The 21,796-nt window shown below is 71.3% G+C and carries 21 protein-coding genes and 1 pseudogene; 5 read left to right on the top strand and 17 right to left on the bottom strand.

Features of this window, described 5'->3' with window-relative positions; genetic code table 11:
* Window positions 1–161: 161 nt before the first annotated feature.
* Together ABD355_RS30965 and aroH are read right to left on the bottom strand one after the other, a co-directional pair.
* Window positions 162–1,256: a prephenate dehydrogenase gene (locus ABD355_RS30965; protein ID WP_344404121.1), complete on the bottom strand. Its 1,095-nt coding sequence runs from the start codon at window positions 1,254–1,256 to the stop codon at window positions 162–164.
* Entirely contained in the window at window positions 1,253–1,615 is a 363-nt protein-coding gene (gene aroH, locus ABD355_RS30960; RefSeq protein ID WP_344404120.1) for a chorismate mutase, read from the bottom strand. The genes ABD355_RS30965 and aroH overlap by 4 nt, the downstream gene beginning before the upstream one ends.
* Window positions 1,616–1,845: 230 nt before the next feature.
* Here aroH and ABD355_RS30955 point away from each other — a divergent pair, with 230 nt between their 5' ends.
* From ABD355_RS30955 to ABD355_RS30940, 4 genes are read left to right on the top strand one after another with little or no spacing between them, the layout of a single operon-like run.
* On the top strand, window positions 1,846–2,505 hold the full coding sequence (locus tag ABD355_RS30955) for a hypothetical protein (RefSeq protein ID WP_344404119.1): 660 nt from the start codon (window positions 1,846–1,848) through the stop codon (window positions 2,503–2,505).
* Window positions 2,506–2,530: 25 nt separating this feature from the next.
* The gene (locus tag ABD355_RS30950; RefSeq protein WP_344404118.1) at window positions 2,531–3,115 is read left to right on the top strand and encodes a DUF6529 family protein; all 585 of its coding nucleotides are present in this window, start codon (window positions 2,531–2,533) and stop codon (window positions 3,113–3,115) included.
* Window positions 3,112–3,516 carry a Rieske (2Fe-2S) protein gene (locus ABD355_RS30945; protein WP_344404116.1) on the top strand — a complete coding sequence of 135 codons (405 nt, stop codon included), beginning with the start codon at window positions 3,112–3,114 and terminating at the stop codon, window positions 3,514–3,516. Before ABD355_RS30950 ends, ABD355_RS30945 begins: the two co-directional genes overlap by 4 nt.
* A 22-nt stretch (window positions 3,517–3,538) precedes the next feature.
* Window positions 3,539–4,276, top strand: coding sequence for a nucleotidyltransferase domain-containing protein (locus tag ABD355_RS30940; RefSeq protein ID WP_344404115.1), 738 nt, complete (start codon window positions 3,539–3,541; stop codon window positions 4,274–4,276).
* Here ABD355_RS30940 and ABD355_RS44750 read toward each other — a convergent pair.
* From ABD355_RS44750 to ABD355_RS30930, 3 genes and pseudogenes are all read right to left on the bottom strand, one after another.
* Window positions 4,208–4,399: pseudogene (locus tag ABD355_RS44750) on the bottom strand (nucleotidyltransferase domain-containing protein); the annotation flags it as partial. The gene ABD355_RS30940 and the pseudogene ABD355_RS44750 overlap by 69 nt on opposite strands.
* A 146-nt stretch (window positions 4,400–4,545) precedes the next feature.
* The gene (locus ABD355_RS30935) at window positions 4,546–5,568 is read right to left on the bottom strand and encodes an ADP-ribosylglycohydrolase family protein (RefSeq protein ID WP_344404114.1); all 1,023 of its coding nucleotides are present in this window, start codon (window positions 5,566–5,568) and stop codon (window positions 4,546–4,548) included.
* Window positions 5,565–6,281, bottom strand: a complete 717-nt coding sequence (locus ABD355_RS30930) for an NUDIX hydrolase (protein ID WP_344404112.1) — start codon at window positions 6,279–6,281, stop codon at window positions 5,565–5,567. The genes ABD355_RS30935 and ABD355_RS30930 overlap by 4 nt, the downstream gene beginning before the upstream one ends.
* 132 nt (window positions 6,282–6,413) lie before the next feature.
* Here ABD355_RS30930 and ABD355_RS30925 point away from each other — a divergent pair, with 132 nt between their 5' ends.
* Complete coding sequence (locus ABD355_RS30925; RefSeq protein ID WP_344404111.1) at window positions 6,414–7,385, top strand: DUF72 domain-containing protein; 972 nt, start codon at window positions 6,414–6,416, stop codon at window positions 7,383–7,385.
* Here ABD355_RS30925 and ABD355_RS30920 read toward each other — a convergent pair.
* From ABD355_RS30920 to pyrG, 12 genes are all read right to left on the bottom strand, one after another.
* Window positions 7,268–8,683 (bottom strand): MFS transporter, encoded by a 1,416-nt coding sequence (locus tag ABD355_RS30920; RefSeq protein ID WP_344404110.1) that lies wholly within the window; start codon window positions 8,681–8,683, stop codon window positions 7,268–7,270. The two genes, ABD355_RS30925 and ABD355_RS30920, sit on opposite strands and share 118 nt — an antisense overlap.
* A 54-nt stretch (window positions 8,684–8,737) precedes the next feature.
* Window positions 8,738–9,292, bottom strand: coding sequence for a TIGR03086 family metal-binding protein (locus ABD355_RS30915; protein WP_344404109.1), 555 nt, complete (start codon window positions 9,290–9,292; stop codon window positions 8,738–8,740).
* Window positions 9,289–10,251: a sigma-70 family RNA polymerase sigma factor gene (locus ABD355_RS30910; protein WP_344404108.1), complete on the bottom strand. Its 963-nt coding sequence runs from the start codon at window positions 10,249–10,251 to the stop codon at window positions 9,289–9,291. The genes ABD355_RS30915 and ABD355_RS30910 overlap by 4 nt, the downstream gene beginning before the upstream one ends.
* 100 nt (window positions 10,252–10,351) lie before the next feature.
* Window positions 10,352–11,473 (bottom strand): pseudouridine synthase, encoded by a 1,122-nt coding sequence (locus ABD355_RS30905; RefSeq protein WP_344404107.1) that lies wholly within the window; start codon window positions 11,471–11,473, stop codon window positions 10,352–10,354.
* On the bottom strand, window positions 11,473–12,126 hold the full coding sequence (gene scpB, locus ABD355_RS30900) for an SMC-Scp complex subunit ScpB (RefSeq protein ID WP_344404105.1): 654 nt from the start codon (window positions 12,124–12,126) through the stop codon (window positions 11,473–11,475). Before scpB ends, ABD355_RS30905 begins: the two co-directional genes overlap by 1 nt.
* Window positions 12,123–13,193 (bottom strand): segregation and condensation protein A, encoded by a 1,071-nt coding sequence (locus ABD355_RS30895; protein ID WP_425585815.1) that lies wholly within the window; start codon window positions 13,191–13,193, stop codon window positions 12,123–12,125. Before ABD355_RS30895 ends, scpB begins: the two co-directional genes overlap by 4 nt.
* A 384-nt stretch (window positions 13,194–13,577) precedes the next feature.
* Window positions 13,578–14,159: a hypothetical protein gene (locus tag ABD355_RS30890; protein ID WP_344404104.1), complete on the bottom strand. Its 582-nt coding sequence runs from the start codon at window positions 14,157–14,159 to the stop codon at window positions 13,578–13,580.
* Window positions 14,144–15,319, bottom strand: a complete 1,176-nt coding sequence (locus ABD355_RS30885; protein WP_099927832.1) for an AAA family ATPase — start codon at window positions 15,317–15,319, stop codon at window positions 14,144–14,146. The genes ABD355_RS30890 and ABD355_RS30885 overlap by 16 nt, the downstream gene beginning before the upstream one ends.
* 369 nt (window positions 15,320–15,688) lie before the next feature.
* Window positions 15,689–16,813 (bottom strand): alanine dehydrogenase, encoded by a 1,125-nt coding sequence (gene ald / locus ABD355_RS30880; protein ID WP_344404103.1) that lies wholly within the window; start codon window positions 16,811–16,813, stop codon window positions 15,689–15,691.
* 135 nt (window positions 16,814–16,948) lie between these two features.
* On the bottom strand, window positions 16,949–19,021 hold the full coding sequence (locus ABD355_RS30875; RefSeq protein WP_344404102.1) for a tetratricopeptide repeat protein: 2,073 nt from the start codon (window positions 19,019–19,021) through the stop codon (window positions 16,949–16,951).
* Window positions 19,022–19,183: 162 nt separating this feature from the next.
* Window positions 19,184–19,810: an NUDIX domain-containing protein gene (locus tag ABD355_RS30870; protein ID WP_344404101.1), complete on the bottom strand. Its 627-nt coding sequence runs from the start codon at window positions 19,808–19,810 to the stop codon at window positions 19,184–19,186.
* Window positions 19,811–19,994: 184 nt separating this feature from the next.
* On the bottom strand, window positions 19,995–21,665 hold the full coding sequence (gene pyrG, locus ABD355_RS30865; RefSeq protein WP_344404100.1) for a CTP synthase: 1,671 nt from the start codon (window positions 21,663–21,665) through the stop codon (window positions 19,995–19,997).
* Between the last annotated feature and the right edge of the window lie 131 nt (window positions 21,666–21,796).

The raw sequence follows: 21,796 nt of genomic DNA, 5'->3' as shown, positions 1-21,796 counted from the left end.
GGGCCGCGGGGGTGCCCTGCACAAGGTTACTGGGTGCGCGTCACTCGTCCGGACGCGCGGCCTCTCAGCCCGTCCGGCGTTCGAGGACGAGGCCGTCCAGGCCGAAAGCGGGGGTCCGGGGGCGGCAGCCCCCAGCAGACGGCCACGACACGGCCGGGTGCCTACTGCCGAATCGCCCACCCTCGCTCCCGCAGGGCCGCCGTGAGGACCGGTGCCGTCTGCGGCTCCACCATCAGCTGGACCAGGCCCGCCTGCTGCCCGGTCGCGTGCTCGATGCGTACGTCCTCGATGTTGACCCCGGCCCGGCCCGCATCGGCGAAGATGCGTGCCAGCTGGCCCGGCTGGTCGTCGATGAGGACGGCGACGACCTCGTACGCCCGCGGGGCGGATCCGTGCTTGCCGGGGACGCGGACCTGTCCGGCGTTCCCGCGCCGCAGGACGTCCTCGATACCCAGGACGCCCTCGCCGCGCTTGGCCTCGTCGGAGGACTGCAGGGACCGCAGTGCCTGCACCGTCTCCTCCAGGTCGGCGGCGACGTCGGAGAGCAGGTCGGCGACCGGCCCGGGGTTCGCGGACAGGATGTCGATCCACATCCGGGGGTCGGAGGCGGCGATCCGGGTCACGTCCCGGATGCCCTGACCGCACAGGCGTACGGCCGCCTCCTCGGCGTTCTCCAGCCGCGCGGCGACCATGCTGGACACCAGGTGGGGCATGTGGGAGACCAGGGCGACGGCGCGGTCGTGGGCGTCGGCGTCCATGACGACCGGGACGGCCCGGCAGTGCGAGACCAGCTCCAGGGCGAGGTTGAGCACCTCGGTGTCGGTGTCCCGGGTCGGCGTGAGCACCCAGGGGCGGCCCTCGAAGAGGTCACCGGTCGCCGCGAGCGGTCCGGACTTCTCGCGGCCCGACATGGGGTGGGTGCCGATGTACTTGGACATCACGGACGGTTCCAGGCCCAGCGCCTCCAGCTCGCGGCGCGGGCCGCCCTTGACGCTGGCCACGTCGAGGTAGCCGCGGGCCGCGTCCCGGCGCATGGCGTCGGCCAGCACTCCGGCCACATGGGCGGGAGGCGCGGCGATGATCGCGAGGTCCACGGGTCCGGCGGGGGCCTCGTCGGTGCCGGCGCCGAGCGCGGCGGCCGTACGGGCCTGCTCGGGGTCGTGGTCGGCGAGGTGGACGACGACGCCCCGCTGGGACAGGGCGATGGCGGCGGACGTACCGATGAGGCCGGTGCCGATGACGAGCGCGGTTCTCACTGGGCGATGTCCTTGCGCAGGGCGGCCGCGGCACCGAGGTAGACATGGGCGATGTCGGCGCGGGAGCGGTCCGACTCGATGTGCGCCAGGACCCGCACGACGCGTGGCATGGCGCCCTCGATGTCGAGTTCCTGGGCGCAGATCAGCGGTACGTCGACGATGCCGAGCTTGCGTGCGGCGGCCGCCGGGAAGTCGCTGTGCAGATCGGCCGTGGCCGTGAACCAGATGCTGATCAGGTCGTCGGTGCTCAGGGCGTTCCGCTCCAGGATGGCGGTGAGCAGGGCCCCGACCTGCTCGTCCATGTGCCCGGCCTCGTCCCGTTCCAGTTGGACGGCTCCCCGGACCGCTCGTACCGCCACGGCTGCACTCCTCGCTGATGTACGGATCGGCTTTCGACCCTCCAGCCTAGTCAGCCCGCGGCGGGCGGGTGCGCGACGCCCGCCCGCTGAGACGGCGGCTCCGACGCCCTGCCAATGTCACTGAATCGCCCCAATTTCGCTACTTGGAGTGGGTCGCCCCTGTGCGCCTCTTTACGTCGGGGCCGGCTGTCCGCTCTGATGGCAGGACACCCGCCTCGGGGGAGGCCCGTATGAAGCGCCCTGGACCGCTGCTCACACTGCTCGCGGGACTGCTGCTCGGCCTGTTCATGCTGTCGCTCAACGCGACGACGGGATCGAAGAGCGCCTCGTCCCCGTACAAGGAGAAGTCGCCCGCCGTCACTGCCTCGCCGACTCCCTCCAAGGCCACCGCGTCGCCCAGCCCGTCGCCGTCGCCGGCGGCCGCGCCCCAGGGTGTCTACACCGGCCGTACCGACGACGACTCGTCCGCCGTGGCCGTCTCGCTGCGCGACGGCAGGGCGATCGCGTACTTCTGCGACGGCCACAACATCGAGTCGTGGCTGAAAGGCTCGGTGAAGGACGACGGGAGTCTGAGCCTGACCGGTGACCACGGCGCGAAGCTGAACGGCACGCTGAAGGACGGCAAGCAGATCCGGGGGACTGCTGACGTCGGCGGCGGGCACTACGCCTTCACCCTCGACAAGGCGAAGAAGCCGTCCGGGATCTACCGGGCGAACAGCCAGGTCGCCGGCGCCAGGATCGTCGGCGGCTGGATCGTCCTGCCGGGCGGCAAGCAGGTCGGCATCGTCACCCGCGACGGAGCGCCCTCGGCCGCGCCGGCCATCGACCCGGCGACGGGCGCGGTGACGGTCGACGGACAGCGGCTGACGGCACATCCCGTGACTCCTTGATCCTCCTGACCTGGGAGACGACACCATGACCGTCGACCCGAACGCCGCGACCCAGAGTTTCCCGCCCTCCGAGCCCGCCCATCGCGCCCCCAGTCCCGCCCGCTATCTCGTCCCGGCCCTCGTCGCCGCCGCGGTGGCCGTCGGCCTCGGGGTGTACGGCAAGGTCCACGACCCCACCGGGACGGCCTTCAACCTGGCCGGGTTCAGCAGCACCGGCGCGGTGAAGTCGTGGCTGGCGTCGACCGCGTTCTTCTTCGCGCTCGTCCAGCTGGTCAGTGCGTTCATGGTGTACGGCAAGCTGCCGGGGCCGCGCTGGGCGTCGGCGCTGCACCGCTGGTCGGGCCGGATCGCGTTCCTGGTGGCGGTCCCGGTCGCCGTGCACTGCCTGTACGCGCTGGGCTACCAGACCTACACAACGCGTGTGATGTGGCACTCGGCCCTGGGTTGCTTCTTCTTCGGTGCCTTCAGTGCCAAGATGCTGCTGCTTCGCTCTCAGCGGCTGCCCGGCTGGCTGCTGCCGCTCGTCGGCGGGCTGGTCTTCACCGTTCTCACGCTCATCTGGCTGACGTCCGCCCTCTGGTTCTTCCGCACGTTCGGAGTGACGACATGACCCACCGCTCGACGCGGCGCACGGTTCTCCTCGCGACGGGCGCGGCGACGCTCGCCGCGGGCTGCAGCAAGTACGGCAACAGCGACTCCGGGTCCGCGACGAACGCCTCCGGGGGGCAGGAGCTGGCGAAGACCTCCGAGATCCCGGTGGGCGGCGGCAAGATCTTCAAGGACCAGAAGGTCGTGGTCACCCAGCCGAAGAAGGACGAGTTCAAGGCCTTCTCGGCGATCTGCACCCACCAGGGCTGCACGGTGAGCACCATCTCGAACGGCACCATCGACTGTCCCTGCCACGGCAGCAGGTACCGCATCGCGGACGGCTCGGTGGCCGGCGGTCCGGCGCCGAAGCCGCTGCCCGCGGAGCAGATCAAGGTGGAGGGAAATTCCATCCGTCTGGCGTGAGGGGCCGCGTACGCTCCGGGACATGCTTCCCGAGACCCTGGTGCGTGACCACACGATCTACGCCTGCGTGATGGGTTCGCGCGCCTTCGGTCTGGCGACGGACGGCAGCGACACCGACCGCAGGGGCGTGTTCGTGGCGCCCACTCCCCTCTTCTGGCGCTTCGAGAAGCCGCCCACGCATGTCGAGGGCCCTGCTGAGGAGCAGTTCGGCTGGGAGCTGGAACGCTTCTGCGAGCTGGCGCTGCGCGCCAACCCGAACATCCTGGAGTGCCTGCACTCCCCGCTCGTGGAGTACGTCGACGACACCGGCCGCGAACTCCTCGCACTGCGCGGGGCGTTCCTCTCCCGCCGCGCCCACGAGACGTTCACGCGCTACGCCCTCGGCCAGCGCAAGAAGCTGGAGGCCCACGTCCGCCTGCGCGGCGCCCCGCGCTGGAAGCACGCCATGCATCTGCTGCGCCTCCTGATGAGCGCCCGCGACCTGCTGCGCACCGGCGCCCTCACCCTCGACGTGGGCGAGCAGCGCGAGCCCCTGCTGGCCGTGAAGCGGGGCGAGGTCCCGTGGCCGGCGGTCGAGTCGTGGATGAACCGCCTGGCCGCGGAGGCCGACGACGCAGCCCGCCACAGCCCCCTCCCCCAGGAGCCGGACCGCGCCCGCGTCGAGGCCTTCCTCATGCGCGTCCGCCGCGCCTCAGCCCTCCAGCCGGACGCGTACGACGAGGTCGTGCAGGGCGTCGTACCCGGCCGGGGCGTCCGCTAGCGCGAGGCCTCCTGCGCCCCGTCCAACACGCCGTGCAGTTCCTCGCCATCAGCCTGCACGCGCGCGTGCTCGACATCCCAGCAGCGCGGGCAGATGGGCCTGCACCTCGCCGCTGCGCACCATGGGGCCAACACCAGCTGAGCCAGGACGGAGCCGCCGCAGCGCAGCATCAGCCGTACGGACTTACGCACGTCGTACGTGACCGGATCCGTCCCGGCGCCGCCCGCTCCAACACCCCGCAGGCGATGTCCGAGTCGCGCGACGGGCACTCACGCGTCCCAGAGGGCGCCGAGCGTCAGCAGGTCGGTGCGGTATTCGATGCGGTCGGCCCATTCGTTCGGCCAGGCGTCGGCGCCCAGGTGGGCGCCCGCGAAGGCGCCCGTCAGGCAGGCGATGGAGTCGGAGTCGCCGGAGGTGCAGGCGGCCCGCCGAAGAGCCGTCACCGGTTCGTCGACGAAGAGCAGGAAGCACAACAGGCCGGTCGCCAGGGCCTCTTCGGCTGTCCAGCCCGCGCCGGTGGCCAGGCACGGGTCGGTCTCCACCGAGACCGTGCGCACGGCGTTTTGAAGGCGGCCGAGGATCTCCAGGCACTCGTCCCAGCCGCGCGCGATGAACTCCTCGGGGGTGGCGTCGCCGGCACGCGTCCACAGGTCGCCGAGCCAGGCGTGGTGGTAGCGGCTGCGGTTCTCCAGGGCGTACGACCGCAGCAGACCGACGAGGCCGGTCGGCTCGGCGCCCTGCGCGAGCAGCCGTACCGCACGGGCGGTGAGGTCGGAGGCGGCGAGCGCGGTCGGATGCCCATGGGTGAGCGCGGACTGCAACTGGGCGGCGCCCGCGCGCTGTTCGTCGCTCAGGCCGGGGACGAGCCCGACGGGCGCGACCCGCATGTTGGCGCCGCAGCCCTTGGAACCGATCTGGCTGGCGTCCTGCCAGCGGCGGCTCTCGTCCTTCAGCAGGTAGCAGGCCAGCAGGCAGGTGTTCCCGGGCGCCCGGTTGTTCTCCGGCGACTGGTACCAGTCCACGAACTCCTCGCGCAACGGCCGCTCCAGCCGCTTCGGCGCGAGCACCCCACGGTCCATGGCCGTGCGCAGGGCCCGTCCCACCGCCAGCGTCATCTGCGTGTCGTCGGTGACGATCGCGGGCTTCGGCAGCCGCATCCGACGCCACGGCCCGCACTTGGCGAGGATCGACGGCACATCGTTGAACTCGGTCGGAAAGCCGAGCGCGTCCCCGAGTGCGAGTCCGGTCAACGCCCCGGTGGCTGCTTGCTTGTCGACGATGGTGGCGGTCATGCAGGGCGTCCTTCCCGGGACGGTCGGAGGAGGGGCGGGTGCAGCGCGGTGGCCGGACCCGCCCGATACAGCGCGGCGGGTTTGCCCCGGCCGCCGGTCAGCCGGGCGGCACCCGGCACGGCCTCGACGAAGCCGGGCGTGGCGAGCACCTTGCGGCGGAAGTTGGGCCGGTCGAGAGCGGTGCCCCAGACCGTCTCGTAGACGTGCTGCAGCTCGCCGAGCGTGAACTCGGGCGGGCAGAAGGCGGTGGCGAGACAGGTGTACTCGAGCTTGGCGCCGACCCGTTCGTGGGCGTCGGCGAGGATCGTGTCGTGGTCGAAGGCGAGCGGCCCGGCCGAGTCGTACGGCAGCCAGCCCGCCCGCGCCGCGTCGCTGCCGGCCCGCGGCTCGGGCGCGTCGGGCAGCAGCGCGGTGAAGGCGACGGACACGACCCGCATCCGGGGGTCGCGGTCGGGTTCGCTGTAGGTGCGCAGCTGCTCCAGATGCAGTCCGGTGACGTCCGCGAGGCCGGTCTCCTCGGCGAGTTCACGCCGGGCGGCCGTCTCCGCCGACTCCCGCGGCTCGACGAAGCCGCCGGGCAGCGCCCAGTGACCGGCATAGGGGTCCTGGCCGCGCTCCACGAGGAGGACCTGCAGGGCGCCGTCACGGATCGTCAGGACGGCGAGGTCGACGGTGACGGCGAAGGGTTCGTAGGCGTACTTGTCGTACTCCATGGCACCGGCCTCCCACCCCCGGACTTTTTAATAGTCATATCGACTATAAACACGAGGTGTGTGCTTCCACAACCCCGAGCGCTTCCCCAACCCGCGTGCTTCCGTGCCTCCGAGAGGGGTAATCGGCACCGCATGGGCGAGATCCTCGTGGGCACGTGTTCATGGACGGACCGGGCACTGGTCGGCAGCGGCTGGTATCCGGCGGGGCGCAAGGACGCGGAGGGGCGGCTGAGGCACTACGCCGAGCGGTTCCCGGTCGTCGAGGTCGACTCGGCGTACTACGCGCTGCCGAGCGCACGCAACAGTCTCCTGTGGGCCGAACGGACGCCGGACGGCTTCGTCTTCGACGTGAAGGCGTTCTCGCTGCTCACGGGACACCCGACGCGGGACTCGGTGATGCCGGACGGGCTTCCCGCCGACCACCGGGATCCGAAGGTGCTCGACCAGGTGTGGGCGCGGTTCACCGAAGGGATCGAGCCGCTGCGGGCGGCCGGGCGGCTCGGCAGTGTGCTGTTCCAGATGCCGCCGTGGTTTCGCCCCGGAAAGCGGTGCGGGGAGTTCCTGCGGGAGTGCGCCGAGCGGACCGAAGGGTGGCCGGTCTCCGTGGAGTTCCGGCATCCCGGATGGTGGCGGCCGGAGTGGGCGGAGGCCACTCGCTCGTTACTGACCCGGTACGGCATGACCGCCGTGGCGGTGGACATGACGCAGTCGCTTCCCTTGTCCGTCCCGCCCGTCACGCCGGTCGCCGCGCCGCGGCTGTCCGTGGTCCGGTTCCACGGGCGGAGCCCGGCCTGGGGGTCGGGGAGCAAGGAGGACCGGTTCCGGTACGACTACGGGGAGGACGAACTCGTCGAATGGCTCCCCCGGTTGCGGTCACTGGCCGGGCGGACGGAGCAGCTCCACGTGCTGTTCAACAACTGCTGCGGTGCCGCCGCGGTCCGCGCCGCCGAGACCATGCAGGAGCTGCTCGGCGGCGCAAAGTGGGCTCACGCGCGCGTGCGTGACGGCGCGAACGCCGCAACCACCGCTCCGACTCCCGCCGCCCCGGCCGACACCCACAGCGCCGGTGCGCAGCCGTCCATGAAGGACGCGGGTGAGCCGTAGCCGCCGTACTGCGTGAAGACCAGCGCGGCGACGGCGATACCGAAGACGCCGCCCAGTTCGCGCAGGGCGTTGTTGACGCCGGCCGCGACGCCCGCGTCACCGAGGGGGACGGCGGAGGTCACGGCGTTGGCGACGCTCGGGAAGACCATGGAGATACCGACACCGGCGATGATCAGCGGGACGACCAACTGCCCGTACCGCACCCCGGGTTCGACCTGCCAGGCCAGCAGCGCGAGGCCAAGGGCCTGCAGGGCGAGGCCCGCGAACATGAAGGGCCGGGTGCCGAAGCGGTCCGCGAGGGCGCCGGCGACCGGGGCGACCAGCAGCGGCATCGCGTTCCAGACGAGGATGCGCACGCCCGCCTGCAGCGGGGAGTAGCCGAGCCCGGTCTGGAAGAGCTGCGTGATCATGAAGAGGGCGCCCAGCAGGGATCCGAAGACGAGGAAGGCGGCCGCGTTGGCGACGGAGAAGCCGCGGTTGCGGAAGTGCGCGAGCGGCAGCATCGGATAGCGGGCTCCCCTGCGCTCCCAGAGCAGGAAGGCGGCCAGGAACACGATCCCGGCGGCGAGCGCGGTCAGCACCTCGGCGCTCCCCCAGCCCGCCTGCGGGGCCCGGACCGGCGCCCAGGCCAGCCCCGTCACCCCAAGGGCCGCCAACACCAGCCCGACCAGGTCGAGTTGGGGCCGAGTGCCGTAGCTCTCGCGGAGCCTGGTGGCGGCGAACGGCAGCATCGCGAGGCCGATGGGCACGTTCAGCCAGAAGATCCACTGCCAGGACAGGCCCTCGGTGACGGCCCCGCCGAGCACCGGCCCGGCGGCCACTCCGAGACCGGTCACGCCACCCCATACGCCGATGGCGACGCCCCGCTTCTCGGCCGGGAACGCCTCGCTGATCAGGGTCAGGGTGAGGGGAAGCAGTACGGCTGCTCCGGCGCCCTGCACCACGCGCGCGCCGATGAGCTGGCCCGGGCCGCCCGCCAGCGCGGAGGCGGCCGAGCCCAGGGTGAAGACGGCGAGTCCGGCGAGGTACATCCGCCGCCGCCCGAACCGGTCGCCGAGCGCGGCGCCGGTCAGGGTCAGACAGGCGAAGACCAGGTTGTAGGCGTTGATCGTCCACTCCAGGTCCGACAGGCTCGCCCCGAAGTCGGCCCGCAGGGCGGGCAGCGCGGTCGCGACGACCACGACGTCCAGGGAGCACAGCAGCGCGCCGAGCCCGGCGAGGACGACGGTCCACACCGGTCGGTGCGGGGCCTGTCCGGCGGGTGGTTTGCGTACGGAGACACTCAGTGTGTCGGTCATGACGGGGGTTCCTTCCATGAGCTCTTGAGGTCGCTCACGGAAGGCAGACCACCCTCACCCCGGAAAGGAATCGCGCCGCCCCAGAAAGGCCAGCAGACGCGCCTCGGGGCCCGCGTGCAGCGGTACGGCGACGGGCGCGCCGAACCGCACGCCCCGGTCCTCCAGCGCCACCACGCACTGCGCCACCGCCAGCAGCTCTGCCGCCAGCGGGCCCGGTATGGGCCGGGGGCGCCCGCAGGCCTGCGCCACGTCCCATCCGTGCACGGCGATCTCCACGGCCCCCACGGCTGCCATCACCCGGACGTCCAGCGGCAGTTCGCCCACCAGCACCCGTTCCCCCGGGCCGGCCGCCCAGGCGCCGAGCACGGCGCACGCGCGCGTGCGGAACGCGCAGGCGAGGTCTCCCCCGGGGCGTCCCGGCGTCAGCCCGATCCGCCCGCCCGTCAGCCCCTCGTGCAGGGCGTCCAGCGAGTCGTCGAGATGCCCGAGCAGCTCCCCCAGGTCCCACTCCGCGCAGGGAGTGCCCCGCTCCAGACTCCCGGACCCGACCCCGGCGACACTTCCCAGTGCGTAGGCGAGCGAACGCTCCAGGAGCTCACCGCAGTTCACGACAGCACCCTGGGGAACCCGAAGCGGTCCACCTGCGCCAGGTCGATGAAGGCCGTGATGCGGGCCAGGGTGCCGCCCTCCACGGTGAGCACCTGCACCGAGTGCGCGCGCAGCACGCCGTCCACCCCGCGGACGTACATGACGACGGCCGGCTGCCCGTTCGCGCGCGTGGGCAGCATCCGGTAGCGGCCCTGGCCGTGTCCCCTGGCCCGCAGGAAGCGCAGCACGTCCTTCTTGCCGCGGAACCACTCCAGGTTGGGCGGCATCTCCAGCTCGACGCCGTCCTGGAGGAGATCGAGCAGCGCGTCCATGTCGGCGCGTTCGAAGGCGGCCATGTACCGGTCGAGCACCTCGCGGTCCGCCGCGCCCTCGGGCTCGACGACGAGGTCCTCATCGGGGGCGACCTCGTCGAGCCGGGCACGCGCGCGTTGGAGGCTGCTCTTGACGGCGGCCGTCGAGGTCCCGAGCAGCGAGGCGACCTCGGGCGCCCGCCAGGCCAGCACGTCCCGCAGGATGAGCACGGCCCGCTGCCTGGCGGGCAGGTGCTGCAGCGCGGCTACCAGCGCGAGCCGCAGGCTGCCGCGGGCGGCCACGACGGTCGCCGGGTCGACGAGCGAATCGGGCAGCGGCTGCAGCCATGGAACTTCCGTCGCAGGGGCCCTCAGCGGCTCCTCAGGCGCCTCGGACGGCCCACCGAGCCCCGCGGGCAGGGGACGCCTCGCGCGGCTCTCCAGCGCCGTCAGACACGTGTTGGTGGCGATGCGGTGCAGCCAGGTCCGCAGGGACGCGCGGCCCTCGTAGTCCTCGTAGGACCGCCAGGCCCGCAGATATGTCTCCTGCACCAGGTCCTCGGCCTCGTCGACCGAGCCCAGCATCCGGTAGCAGTGCGCGAGCAGCTCCCGCCGGTACGGGTCCGTCAGCCGGACGAACTCGTCGCGGTCCGTCGTCGTAGCAGGCATGGCCATTCCTCTCGCCGGTCATGAGTACAGACCGGCGAGGGAGCGAAAACGCATCGGCCGGTACCGGAGAGGATCCGGAACCGGCCGTGGCACAGGGCTGCTAGAGGTCGACCTCCTGCATCAGCATGCCGACCTCGGTGTTCGACAGCCTCCGCAGCCAGCCCGACTTCTGGTCGCCCAGGGTGATCGGCCCGAAGGAGGTGCGCACCAGCTTCTCCACCGGGAAGCCTGCCTCCGCCAGCATGCGGCGCACGATGTGCTTGCGGCCCTCGTGCAGGGTCACCTCGACCAGGTAGTTCTTGCCGGTCTGCTCGACCACCCGGAAGTGGTCCGCGCGCGCGTACCCGTCCTCCAGCTGGATGCCGTCCTTCAGCTTCTTGCCCAGGTCGCGCGGGATCGGGCCGACGATCGCGGCGAGGTAGGTCTTCTTCACGCCGTACTTGGGGTGGGTCAGGCGGTGCGCCAGCTCACCGTGGTTGGTGAGCAGGATGACGCCCTCGGTCTCGGTGTCGAGCCGCCCCACGTGGAAGAGCCGGGTCTCGCGGTTGGTGACGTAGTCGCCGAGGCACTGCCGGCCCTCGGGGTCCTCCATCGTCGAGACGACACCGGCCGGCTTGTTCAGCGAGAAGAACTGGTACGACTGCGTGGCCACCGTGAGGCCGTCGACCTTGACCTCGTCCTTCTCGGGGTCGACGCGCTTGCCCTGCTCCAGGACGATCTCGCCGTTGACCTCGACGCGGGCCTGCTCGATCAGCTCCTCGCAGGCGCGCCGGGAGCCGTAGCCCGCACGCGCGAGCACCTTCTGCAGCCGCTCGCCCTCCTGCTCGGCACCCGGGAAGGTCTTGGGCAGCTTGACGTCCTTCTTGCCCGCGTACCGCTCGCGGTTGCGCTCCTCGGCCCGGGCGTCGTACTCACGGGAGCTCGCCGGGGCCGTACGGCCCCGGCCCGTGCCCTGGCTCTGCCTGGGGCCGCCCTTGGCGCCGCCGCGCGCCGAGGCGCCGCGCCCCGACTTCGGGCCGTCCTGGGTGGCGCCGGGGCCCACGTCGTAGCGCCGCTCCTCCGGGCGGGGCTTCTTCGGCCGGCCGCCCTGCTTGTCGTCGCGGTTGTTACCGGCGCCGCGGTAATTACCGCGGCCACCGCTGCTCCCGCCGCGGCCGCCGCTGTTGCCACCACGGCTCCCGCCGTTGTTTCCGCTGCTGTTCCTGCCGCTGCTGCTTCGCATCAAAGTTCCGTCTTGTCGTCTGCGTCCTCGGAATCCGGAGCGTCCGGATCGAACGACGGAACCCCTTCCAGTGTCTCGGCCTCGATCGCCTCCGCCTCCGGGAGGAAGGGCGCGAGCTCCGGGAGCTCGTCCAGACCGCGCAGGCCCATCCGCTCCAGGAAGTAGTTCGTCGTCGTGTACAGGATCGCACCTGTTTCGGGTTCCGTGCCCGCCTCCTGGACCAGACCCCGCTGCAGCAGGGTGCGCATGACCCCGTCGCAGTTGACTCCTCGTACGGCCGAGACCCGGCTGCGGCTGACCGGCTGGCGGTAGGCGACGACGGCGAGGGTCTCCAGGGCGGCCTGGGTGAGCCGGGCCTGCTGGCCGTCCAGGACGAAGCCCTCGACGGCCGCCGCGTACTCCGGGCGGCTGTAGAAGCGCCAGCCGCCGGCGATCAGCCGCAGCTCGAATCCGCGGCCCTGCACGGCGTATTCGTCGGCCAGCTCCCGCAGTGCGTCCCCGACCTGCCGCTTGGGCCGCTGGAGGATCTTCGCGAGATGCTCCTCGGTCGCGGGCTCGTCCACAACCATGAGGACGGCCTCCAGGGCGGGCTTGAGGTCCAGGTCGGCGACGGTGCTCAGCCCTGCCGGGAGGGCGGTGGTGTCCTCGCTCACGCCTTGTCCTCCTTGGGCGGCTCGGGCGGTCGGTCGAATTCGTCGGTGACCATGGGCTGGGCTTCGCCCTCCCCGCCGGTCCAGCGCACGATCAGCTCGCCGAGCGCCGTCTCCTGGTCGAGGGCGACGGCCTTCTCCCGGTAGAGCTCCAGCAGGGCGAGGAACCGTGCGACGACGGTGAGGGTGTCGTCGGTGTCCTCGACCAGCGCCCGGAAGCTGGCCTCGCCGAGCTCCCTGAGCCGGGCGACCACGATGTGGGCCTGCTCCTGGACGCTGACCAGCGGGGCGTGGATGTGGTCCACGTACACCTGCGGCTTGGGCTTGGGCTGCATCGCCTTCACGGCGAGCTTCGCGAAGCCCTCCGCTCCGATGCTGATGACGACCTCGGGCAGCAGCTCGGCGTGATGGGGCTCGAGTCCGACGGTACGCGGATAACGCCGGGCCTCCTCGTCCAGCCGCTGGTTGAAGATGTCGGCGATCTGTTTGTAGGCCCGGTACTGCAGCAGCCGTGCGAACAGCAGGTCGCGCGCCTCCAGGAGCGCGAGGTCGGCCTCGTCCTCGACCTCGGCGGAGGGCAGCAGCCGGGCGGCCTTGAGGTCGAGCAGGGTGGCCGCGACGACGAGAAACTCGGTCGTCTGATCCAGATCCCAGTCCGGCCCCATCGCCCGGATGTGCGCCATGAACTCGTCGGTCACCTTGGACAGCGCAACCTCGGTGACGTCCAGCTTGTGCTTGGAGATCAACTGAAGCAGCAGATCGAAGGGCCCCTCGAAGTTGGCGAGCCGGACCTTGAAGACACCGTCGTCGTCGGCCTCACCGGGGGCGGCTTCCGCCCCCACGCCCGCTTCCAGGTCTGCGCCACCGGACTCGGCCCGAGGCCCGGGGGCCGCAGCTTCCGTCTGGGGCTCGGGACCCGCCCACGGAACCCCGGCCTCCGCCTCTCGGACCCTCTCCGGGGCCACGGCCTCCACCAAAGAGACAGAGACAGCCTCCGGCGCCACCGCGCCCGCGGACCGCTGCCCGGCTGCGGCTTCCGCCTGAGGCTCGGAACCCAACCCCGGAACCAGGGCCTCCGCCTCTGGGACCGTCTTCGGGGCCGCGGCCTCCGCTGAAGGCACAGAGACCGTCCCCGGCGCCACGGCGCCCGGCTCCAGGCCCAAGGGTCGCCGGCCGGCGACCGGCACCGGAGTCACGACATCCGACCCGGGCTCACGGAACGGTCGTTCAGCCCCGGCCTCCGCGCCCGGATCCGGCTCGGGGACGGCAGCCTCGTATTCCGTCTCCGCCGGGGTCGGGACCGGCTCCCCGGCGGACGCCTGCTCCCCGGGTGGAGCCGCCGGCTCGACCCGTGGAGTGCCGGGGCCCCGGCCCAGTACACGCCGACGGCCGCCGGAGGTGCCGGCGCCGGGGGCGGGTACGTCGTTCGAGGTCATGGCCCCCGCAGGCTACCGCTACCGCCCGCGCAGCCGGCGTACGAGGATGCTCGCGTCCCCGCGGGACTCCAGGTCCGCCAGGACCACGGCGACCGCCTCGCGGACGATCCGCCCGCGGTCGACCGCGAGGCCGTGCTCACCGCGGAGCACCAGGCGTGCGTGCTCCAGGTCCATGAGCTCCTCGGCGGAGACGTACACGGTGATCTTCTCGTCGTGCCGCTCGCGGCCGCTGGGCCGGCGTGAGGCCGAGGACCGGCCGCGCTTGCGGGACTGGGCGCCGGCGGCGGCAGAACCTTCCTGCGCCCCCTGACGTCGCCCGGAGCGCTCCTGGCCCGCGGCACGGCTGCGGGACTCACCGGCGTCGGCCGGCTCCGGCTCCGCGGCCACGTGCTCCGGGCCCTCGCCGTCGCCGCCCTGCGCGGGCACCGACTGCGGCGCGTCCTCGGGCGAGGCGGCCGCGGCCGGATCGCTCTCCCCCGCGGGCGCGGGCACACGGGCTTCTCCGTTGGCCCCCCGCCGCGGAGTGGACGGCTGGAGCGCCATTCCCCCTGTCGTACGGAAGAGTTCGTCGGCCCCCGGCAGACTCACTCGGCGTGACACCGGGCGAGCACCTCCCTGGCGAGCTGACGGTAGGCGGCGGCGCCGACGGAGTTGGAGGCGTACGTGGTGATCGGCTCACCGGCGACCGTGGTCTCCGGGAAGCGGACCGTGCGTCCGATGACCGTGTGGTAGACGTGATCGTCGAACGCCTCGACCACACGGGCCAGCACCTCGCGGCTGTGGACCGTGCGCGAGTCGTACATCGTGGCCAGGATCCCGTCGAGCTCCAGCTCGGGGTTGAGCCGCTCCTGGACCTTCTCGATCGTCTCCGTCAGCAGTGCGACACCGCGCAGCGCGAAGAACTCGCACTCGAGCGGCACGATCACCTTGTGCGCGGCCGTCAGCGCGTTCACCGTCAGCAGACCCAGTGAGGGCTGACAGTCGATCACGATGTAGTCGTAGTCGGCCATCAGCGGCTTCAGGGCCCGCTGCAGCGTGGACTCGCGCGCGACCTCCGAGACCAGCTGCACCTCGGCGGCGGACAGGTCGATGTTGCTGGGCAGCAGGTCCATGTTCGGGACCGCCGTCTTCAGGAGCACCTCGTCGGCCGCCATCCCCCGCTCCATGAGCAGGTTGTAGACGGTGAGGTCGAGCTCCATCGGATTGACGCCGAGGCCCACCGACAGCGCGCCCTGCGGGTCGAAGTCCACGAGCAGCACGCGGCGTCCGTACTCCGCGAGCGCGGCACCCAGGTTGATGGTCGACGTCGTCTTGCCGACGCCGCCCTTCTGGTTGCACATCGCGATGATCTTCGCGGGCCCGTGGTCGGTCAGCGGGCCCGGGATGGGGAAGTACGGGAGCGGACGCCCGGTCGGGCCGATGCGCTCACGGCGCTGGCGGGCAGCGTCGGGCGCGAGCGTGGCCGCGTACTCGGGATCCGGCTCGTACTCCGCGTCGGGGTCGTAGAAGTGCCCTTCGGGCAGTTCGTCGTAGTCGGCGAAGTGGTTGTGGGGCGCGCCACTTCCGTCGCCGGCCATGGCGTTCACGTGATGGCCATCCATGCTCTGGTGTGCAGTCCGGATCACCTGCGGACCCGGGCTCTGGTGGGCTGCGAAGGTGCGCACAGCTACGGAGCCGACAGCCTCGAACCCCGCGGGACCCTGGTCCCGTACAGGCGCTCCTGGTTGACCACCCCCGGGAGAAAATGTCGACTCATTCACAAGTCGTCTTACCTCCTTGGTGACCAGGAAACTTCTAGACAGGTCAGCGTGGCACCATGCCGACGACTGGCGACTCTATGGCGTGTCGGGCGTCCTCAGCAACACAATCCGCCGCACCGGGCTCGATGTGTCGACAATGAAACATCCCTCTGTCAAGGGCGTACGGCCGTCGCACGGCAGGATTCGCGGGTGTGCGAATCGGTCGAAGGGTTACGTTCGAGGCGAGTTGACCTAGAGCCGCAAAGTGACCATACACACATCCGGCCGGACCTTGTCGGGCAAGGTCCGGCCGGATGCGCACTGTTGACGACCTGTGTTGACGTATCGCCTTTTACCGAATGGTGACTTAGCGGCTCGACGACTCGCCGCTCAGCCGATCAGGCTCTCGAGCTCCACGTGCTCCAGTCCGTGCGCCTCTGCGACCTCGCGGTAAACGACCTTGCCGTCATGGGTGTTGAGCCCCTTGGCGAGCGCGGGGTCGCGGCGCAGCGCCTCCACCCAGCCGTGGTCGGCGAGTTCGACGATGTAGGGCAGCGTCGCGTTGGTGAGCGCGTAGGTGGAGGTGTTGGGCACCGCGCCCGGCATGTTGGCGACGCAGTAGAAGACCGAGTCGTGGACCTGGAAGGTCGGCTCGGCGTGCGTGGTGGGACGGGAGTCCTCGAAGCAGCCGCCCTGGTCGATCGCGATGTCGACAAGGACACTCCCGGGCTTCATGCGGGAGACGAGCTCGTTGGTGACCAGCTTGGGGGCCTTGGCGCCGGGGATGAGGACCGCGCCCACGACGAGGTCGGCGTCCAGGACGGCCTTCTCCAGCTCGAAGGAGTTGGACATGATCGCCCGGACCTTGGTGCCGAAGACCTTGTCCGCCTCGCGCAGCTTGTTGATGTCGCGGTCGAGCAGGGTGACGTGGAAGCCGAGGCCGACCGCGATCTGCGTCGCGTTCCAGCCGGAGACGCCACCGCCGATGACGACGGCCTTCGCGGGCTGGGTGCCGGGGACGCCGCCGGGGAGCACGCCACGGCCGCCGGCCGAGCGCATCAGGTGGTAGGCGCCGACCTGCGGGGCCAGCCGGCCCGCGACCTCGGACATGGGGGCGAGCAGCGGCAGCGCGCGATTGGGCAGCTCGACGGTCTCGTACGCGATCGCCGTGGTGCCGGACTCGATCAGCGCGTCGGTGCACTCCTTGGAGGCGGCCAGGTGCAGGTAGGTGAAGAGCGTCTGGTCCTTGCGCAGGCGGTGGTACTCCTCGGCGATGGGCTCCTTGACCTTCAGCAGCAGGTCGGCGGCGGCCCACACCTCGTCGGCGGTCGGCAGGATCTGCGCACCGGCGGCGACGTACTCGCTGTCCGGGATCGACGATCCGACACCGGCGTCGTGCTCGATGACGACCTGGTGGCCGTGGCGCACGAGCTCGTGCACACCGGCGGGGGTGATGGCCACCCGGAACTCGTTGTTCTTGACCTCGCGGGGGATGCCGACCTTCACGTCGATCACGGTCCTTGGCTCAGTGGATGTGGGGCAATACAACACATACCCAGGCATGCATGAGCACACCGGGAGACACCGCAGGAGAAGGTGCGGCAGAGCCAGTCTAATGAAGGCGTTCTCTCTGTCTAGCCTTCCATTGCATCAATCTTCGCCAGATGTACTACGGATTTCGCAGGTGTCATCGTCCTGTTGCAAGGGATCAAGGGGTTTCGGCTCCTGCTCGGTGTCCTCGCGCTCCTCCCCCAGCAGCCGCTCGGCCGTGCCCCGGTGCAGTTGGGCGGAGGCGGGATCGCCCAGGCGTTCCAGCGTGTCGGCGAGCCGCAGCTGCAGCGCCGCCTGCAGCCGTACGTCCTCGGCACGCCGGGCCCACTCCACCGCCTCGTGGCAGGTGCGCAGCGACTCCTCGGGCCGTCCCGCGTACTCCTGGACACGCGCGAGTTCGCTCAACGCCCGTGCGTGGGAGGCGATGTCGCCGTTCTTGCGGTGCCGGGCGATCGCCGTGCGCCAGCCGCGCTGGGCCTCGCCGTAGCGGCCCGCATAGGTGTGGGCCGCGGCGATACGGCCGTAGAGCCGGGCGGCGGCCGCACGCTCGCCCCGGGCCAGGCGCTCGGCGAGGGCGCGGCCGAACCAGTCGGCCGCCCGGTCGTAGTCCCCGAGCTCCAGATGCGCACCGCCTACGGATTCCATTGCGCGGCCGCTCGCGTACGGGTCGTTCGCCTCCCGTCCGGCGTCCAGCGCGGCCCGGTAGCGCGCCAGTGCCTCCGTCGTGCGGCCGGTCTGGGCGTCCAGATCGCCGAGGTTCAGCAGTGCGGCGGCCTTCTCGCGGGGCAGGTCCCGCCGCTCGGCCACGTCCAGGACGAGCCGGTGGATGCCGTACAGGTCGGGGGCGGCGGCCCGGGTGCCGAAGTGCGCGACCATGGCCTTGACCAGCTGGGACATCAGCCGGCGGGCGAGGGTGTCCAGCTCCCCGTCCGCGACGGCCAGCCGGGCCGCGGCCAGCAGCGCGGGCCTGCGCAGGCGCAGCCACTCCTCGGCGGCCCGGGGGCTCGGGAAGCGCAGGGAGCGCGGCATGCCCTGGAGCTTCTCGCGCGCCTCGGGGCTGTCCGTCTCAGTGATCACCCGGCAGGACTGCAGCAGCCGTACCGTCCGCTCCAGCATGCGGGCGCGGGCCAGCTGCACCTCGCCGGGGCGGTCCTGGCTCTGGGTGAGCTTCTTGAGCAGGGGGTGCAGACAGCCCGGCACCTCGTACTGCGGCAACGGCGAGTCCGCGGCCCGCAGCAGGCCCAGGGCGACGAACTCGTCCAGCGCGGCATGGGCGTCGCCGACCGAGCAGCCGGCGAGCGAGGCCGCGGTGTGCGGGTCGACCAGGCCGGCCGGGGCGAGGGAGAGCAGCCGCAGCATCCGGGCGGACGGTGCGGCAAGGGAGGTGTAGACGAGCCCGAAGACCCGGCTGAGGGGTGTGCCCTCACCCTCCGTGTGCAGATGCTTGGCCAGATCGGCGACGGCCGCCTTGGGGCGGGCGGCGAGCCAGCCGCCCGCCAGCGTCAGCGCGGCGGGATGCCCCTGGCACTCCTCGACCAGGCCCTCGGCGGCACGAGGGTCGACGGTGATGCGGACCGAGCCGGTGTACCGGGTGAGCAGCTCCAGGGCCGACTTGGTGTCGAGGCCGCCGAGGGTGCAGGGGCGGACGTCGGAGATACCGGTGAGGGGACCGCTCGACACGGCCACGACCAGGCAGTCCGGGGTATCCGGCAGCAGGGCGTCGACCTGTTCGGCGTCCGCCGCGTCGTCCAGCAGCACCAGGGCCCGGCGGTCGGCGAGGGCGGTGCGCAGCGCCTCGGCCAGGTCGTCCGCGGCGGCTCCGGCGGGGGTGGGCAGCCTCAACGCGGCGAGCAGTTCACGGGCGGTCTGCCCGAGCGGGACGGGTGTGCCGTCGGGCTCGCTCAGCCGCGCCCGGAGCACACCGTCGTCGTAACGGTCCGCAACCTGCCGTACCAGCTCCTCGGCGAGGGCCGTGCGTCCGGAACCGGGCCTGCCCGCGATGAGCAGTACGCGCGCGCGTGGAGCCTTGCGGCCGGAGAGGGTGTCCAGGCCCGCGCGCTCGATGTCGGCGCGGAGTTCCTTCAATTCCCTTGTACGGCCCAGGAACCGGCTCTGGTCAGCAGCGTGCCCCGACAGCCGTACACCGTCTGTGTTGACCGCCTGATCCGTCACGGGCCACACTCCCGTCCCACCGCACGCGCAAGCCCGCCGGGACTCCGGTACCGGGCATCAACAGAGCCTAGTTCACGCTCTGCAACGATCCTGGCGGAGCACGGCGGGCACATCCCCCGATCGGATCAGCAGATCGTCACACCGGTACGTAGGGGGCGGCGTTCAGGACTCGAAAGGACGCGCGGGCCACGGCGCCTCGGCGGGACGCAGCGCGTCGAGCCCGTCGCCCTGCTCTGCGGCCACCAGCGAAAGGACGCCCACGACAAGGCAGTTGTTGTGCAGCTCGCCCCCGAGGACGCCCCGTACGAGCTCCTCGACGGGCACCCGCGCGATCTCCATGTCGGCCTCTTCGTGCTCGACCTCGAAGCGGTCGCCCTCGGCCTCGGACAGACCGCGGGCGAGGAAGATGCGCACGGCCTCGTCGCAGCCGCCGGGGGTGGTGTAGACGTCGGTCAGCACCCGCCAGTCCTCGGCCTTGACGTGCGCCTCCTCGTACAGCTCGCGCTGGGCGGCGTGCAGCGGGTTCTCGCCCGGCACGTCGAGCAGACCGGCCGGGATCTCCCACAGCTTGTGACGTACGGGGTGGCGGTACTGGCGCACGAGCAGGACCCGGCCGTCCCCGTCGAGGGCGAGGACGGCGACCGAACCGGGGTGGACCTGGTAGTCGCGGCGGGCCACATGTCCGTCGGGCATGACCACGTCGTCCGTGCGCACGGAGGTCTTGTTGCCCACGAAGGGGGTCTCCGTCGCCCGGATCTCCCACTCCTCGGGGGTGTCCTTGATCGTCATGCCCTGTCCTTCCGCACGCTTGCGCCACACGCCGAGTGAAACGGGGCGCTCACCTTTTGAATGCGAGCGCCCCGGCTACCGTACAACTGGTGTGTCACTCAGCTTCGCCGCTCGACGTCCCCGCCGGCCGCCCCTGCTGACCTGCTTTTCTGCTGGGGGTCCGGGGGTCATCCCCCGGAATGACTCAGCCCTTGGAATTCTTCCGCTCGACCGAGGCCTTCACCAGACCGGCGAACAGCGGGTGCGGCCGGGTCGGACGGGAGCGCAGCTCGGGGTGCGCCTGCGTCGCCACCAGGTAAGGGTGCGTCTCGCGCGGGTACTCCACGTACTCGACGAGCTTGCCGTCGGGCGAAGTGCCGGAGAACAGGATGCCGGCCTTCTTCTCCAGCTCCGCGCGGTAGGCGTTGTTGACCTCGTAGCGGTGCCGGTGGCGCTCCTCGACGTACTCCTTGCCGTCGTACACCTCGCGCACGATCGAGCCCTCGGCCAGCTTGGCCGGGTACATGCCGAGCCGCATCGTGCCGCCCATGTCGCCCTCGCCGGCCACGATGTCGAGCTGCTCGGCCATGGTGGAGATGACCGGGTGGCCGGTGGCCGAGTCGAACTCGGTGGAGTTGGCGTCGGTGATGCCGGCCAGGTTGCGCGCGGCCTCGATCACGATGCACTGCAGGCCCAGGCAGAGGCCGAGCAGCGGGATCTTGTTCTCGCGGGCGTACTTGATCGCGCCGACCTTGCCGAGCACACCGCGGTCGCCGAAGCCGCCCGGGATGCAGATGCCGTCGACGTCGCCGAGCTGCGCCGCGGCACCGGCCGGGGTCTTGCAGTCGTCGGAGGTGACCCACTTGATCTTCACTCGGGCCCGGTTGGCGAAGCCGCCGGCGCGCAGCGCCTCGGTGACCGAGAGGTAGGCGTCGGGCAGGTCGATGTACTTGCCGACCAGCGCGAGGGTGATCTCGTGGTCGGGGTTGTGGACGCGGTCGAGCAGGTCGTCCCAGGTCCGCCAGTCCACGTCGCGGAACGGCAGGTCCAGCTTGCGGACGACATAGGCGTCCAGGCCCTCGCCGTGCACGGTCTTGGGGATGTCGTAGATCGAGCGGGCGTCGGGGCAGGCGACCACGGCGGCCTCGTCGACGTCACACATCAGGGAGATCTTGCGCTTGATCGCGGTGGGGACCTCGCGGTCGCAGCGCAGCACGATCGCATCTGGCTGAATACCGATGTTCCGCAGGGCCGCAACCGAGTGCTGGGTCGGCTTCGTCTTCAGCTCTCCCGAAGGGCCGATGTAGGGCAGGAGGGAGATGTGGACGACGAAGACGTTGTCACGCCCGACCTCGTGGCGGACCTGGCGGACGGTCTCCAGGAACGGCAGCGACTCGATGTCTCCGACCGTGCCGCCGACCTCGGTGATGACGACGTCGACCTCGTCGGTCGCCATGCGCCGGATGCGGTGCTTGATCTCGTTGGTGATGTGCGGGATGACCTGCACGGTGTCGCCGAGGTACTCGCCGCGCCGCTCCTTGGCGATCACCGTCGAGTACACCTGGCCGGTGGTGACGTTCGCCGAACCGTCCAGGTCGCGGTCGAGGAAGCGCTCGTAGTGGCCGATGTCCAGGTCCGTCTCGGCGCCGTCGTTGGTGACGAACACCTCACCGTGCTGGAAGGGGTTCATCGTGCCCGGGTCGACGTTCAGGTACGGGTCGAGCTTCTGCATCACGACCCGCAGGCCCCGCGCCTTGAGGAGCATGCCCAGACTGGAGGCCGTGAGGCCCTTGCCCAGGGAGGAGGCGACACCCCCGGTGACGAAGATGTGCTTGGTCGTCGTAGCTGTGCTGTTTCTGAAAGCGGGCGGCGGCATGGCCAAGAGGGGGCTCCCGTGGTCGCGGTTCGAGGTGCGGTGCCGGGGATTTCTCGCCCACCGGTCCACGGGCTACCAGGGTATCAGCGCCCGGAGGAGATGGCTTCCGGCCACGCACCGCACACGAGTCA

This window comes from Streptomyces longisporus (assembly GCF_039532765.1).
Classification (GTDB): domain Bacteria; phylum Actinomycetota; class Actinomycetes; order Streptomycetales; family Streptomycetaceae; genus Streptomyces; species Streptomyces longisporus.
This window is presented reverse-complemented; position numbering and strand designations above follow the sequence as displayed.

Excerpts from the sequence above, each read along its gene's own strand:
- ABD355_RS30925 (WP_344404111.1), top strand. The coding sequence starts at position 6,414 with ATGGGCGAGATCCTCGTGGGCACGTGTTCATGGACGGACCGGGCACTG.
- ABD355_RS30940 (WP_344404115.1), top strand. The coding sequence starts at position 3,539 with ATGCTTCCCGAGACCCTGGTGCGTGACCACACGATCTACGCCTGCGTG.
- ABD355_RS30945 (WP_344404116.1), top strand. The coding sequence starts at position 3,112 with ATGACCCACCGCTCGACGCGGCGCACGGTTCTCCTCGCGACGGGCGCG.
- ABD355_RS30870 (WP_344404101.1), bottom strand. The coding sequence starts at position 19,810 with ATGACGATCAAGGACACCCCCGAGGAGTGGGAGATCCGGGCGACGGAG.
- ABD355_RS30920 (WP_344404110.1), bottom strand. The coding sequence starts at position 8,683 with ATGACCGACACACTGAGTGTCTCCGTACGCAAACCACCCGCCGGACAG.
- ABD355_RS30905 (WP_344404107.1), bottom strand. The coding sequence starts at position 11,473 with ATGCGAAGCAGCAGCGGCAGGAACAGCAGCGGAAACAACGGCGGGAGC.
- ABD355_RS30955 (WP_344404119.1), top strand. The coding sequence starts at position 1,846 with ATGAAGCGCCCTGGACCGCTGCTCACACTGCTCGCGGGACTGCTGCTC.
- ABD355_RS30935 (WP_344404114.1), bottom strand. The coding sequence starts at position 5,568 with ATGACCGCCACCATCGTCGACAAGCAAGCAGCCACCGGGGCGTTGACC.
- ABD355_RS30950 (WP_344404118.1), top strand. The coding sequence starts at position 2,531 with ATGACCGTCGACCCGAACGCCGCGACCCAGAGTTTCCCGCCCTCCGAG.
- pyrG (WP_344404100.1), bottom strand. The coding sequence starts at position 21,665 with ATGCCGCCGCCCGCTTTCAGAAACAGCACAGCTACGACGACCAAGCAC.
- ABD355_RS30930 (WP_344404112.1), bottom strand. The coding sequence starts at position 6,281 with ATGGAGTACGACAAGTACGCCTACGAACCCTTCGCCGTCACCGTCGAC.
- ABD355_RS30910 (WP_344404108.1), bottom strand. The coding sequence starts at position 10,251 with ATGCCTGCTACGACGACGGACCGCGACGAGTTCGTCCGGCTGACGGAC.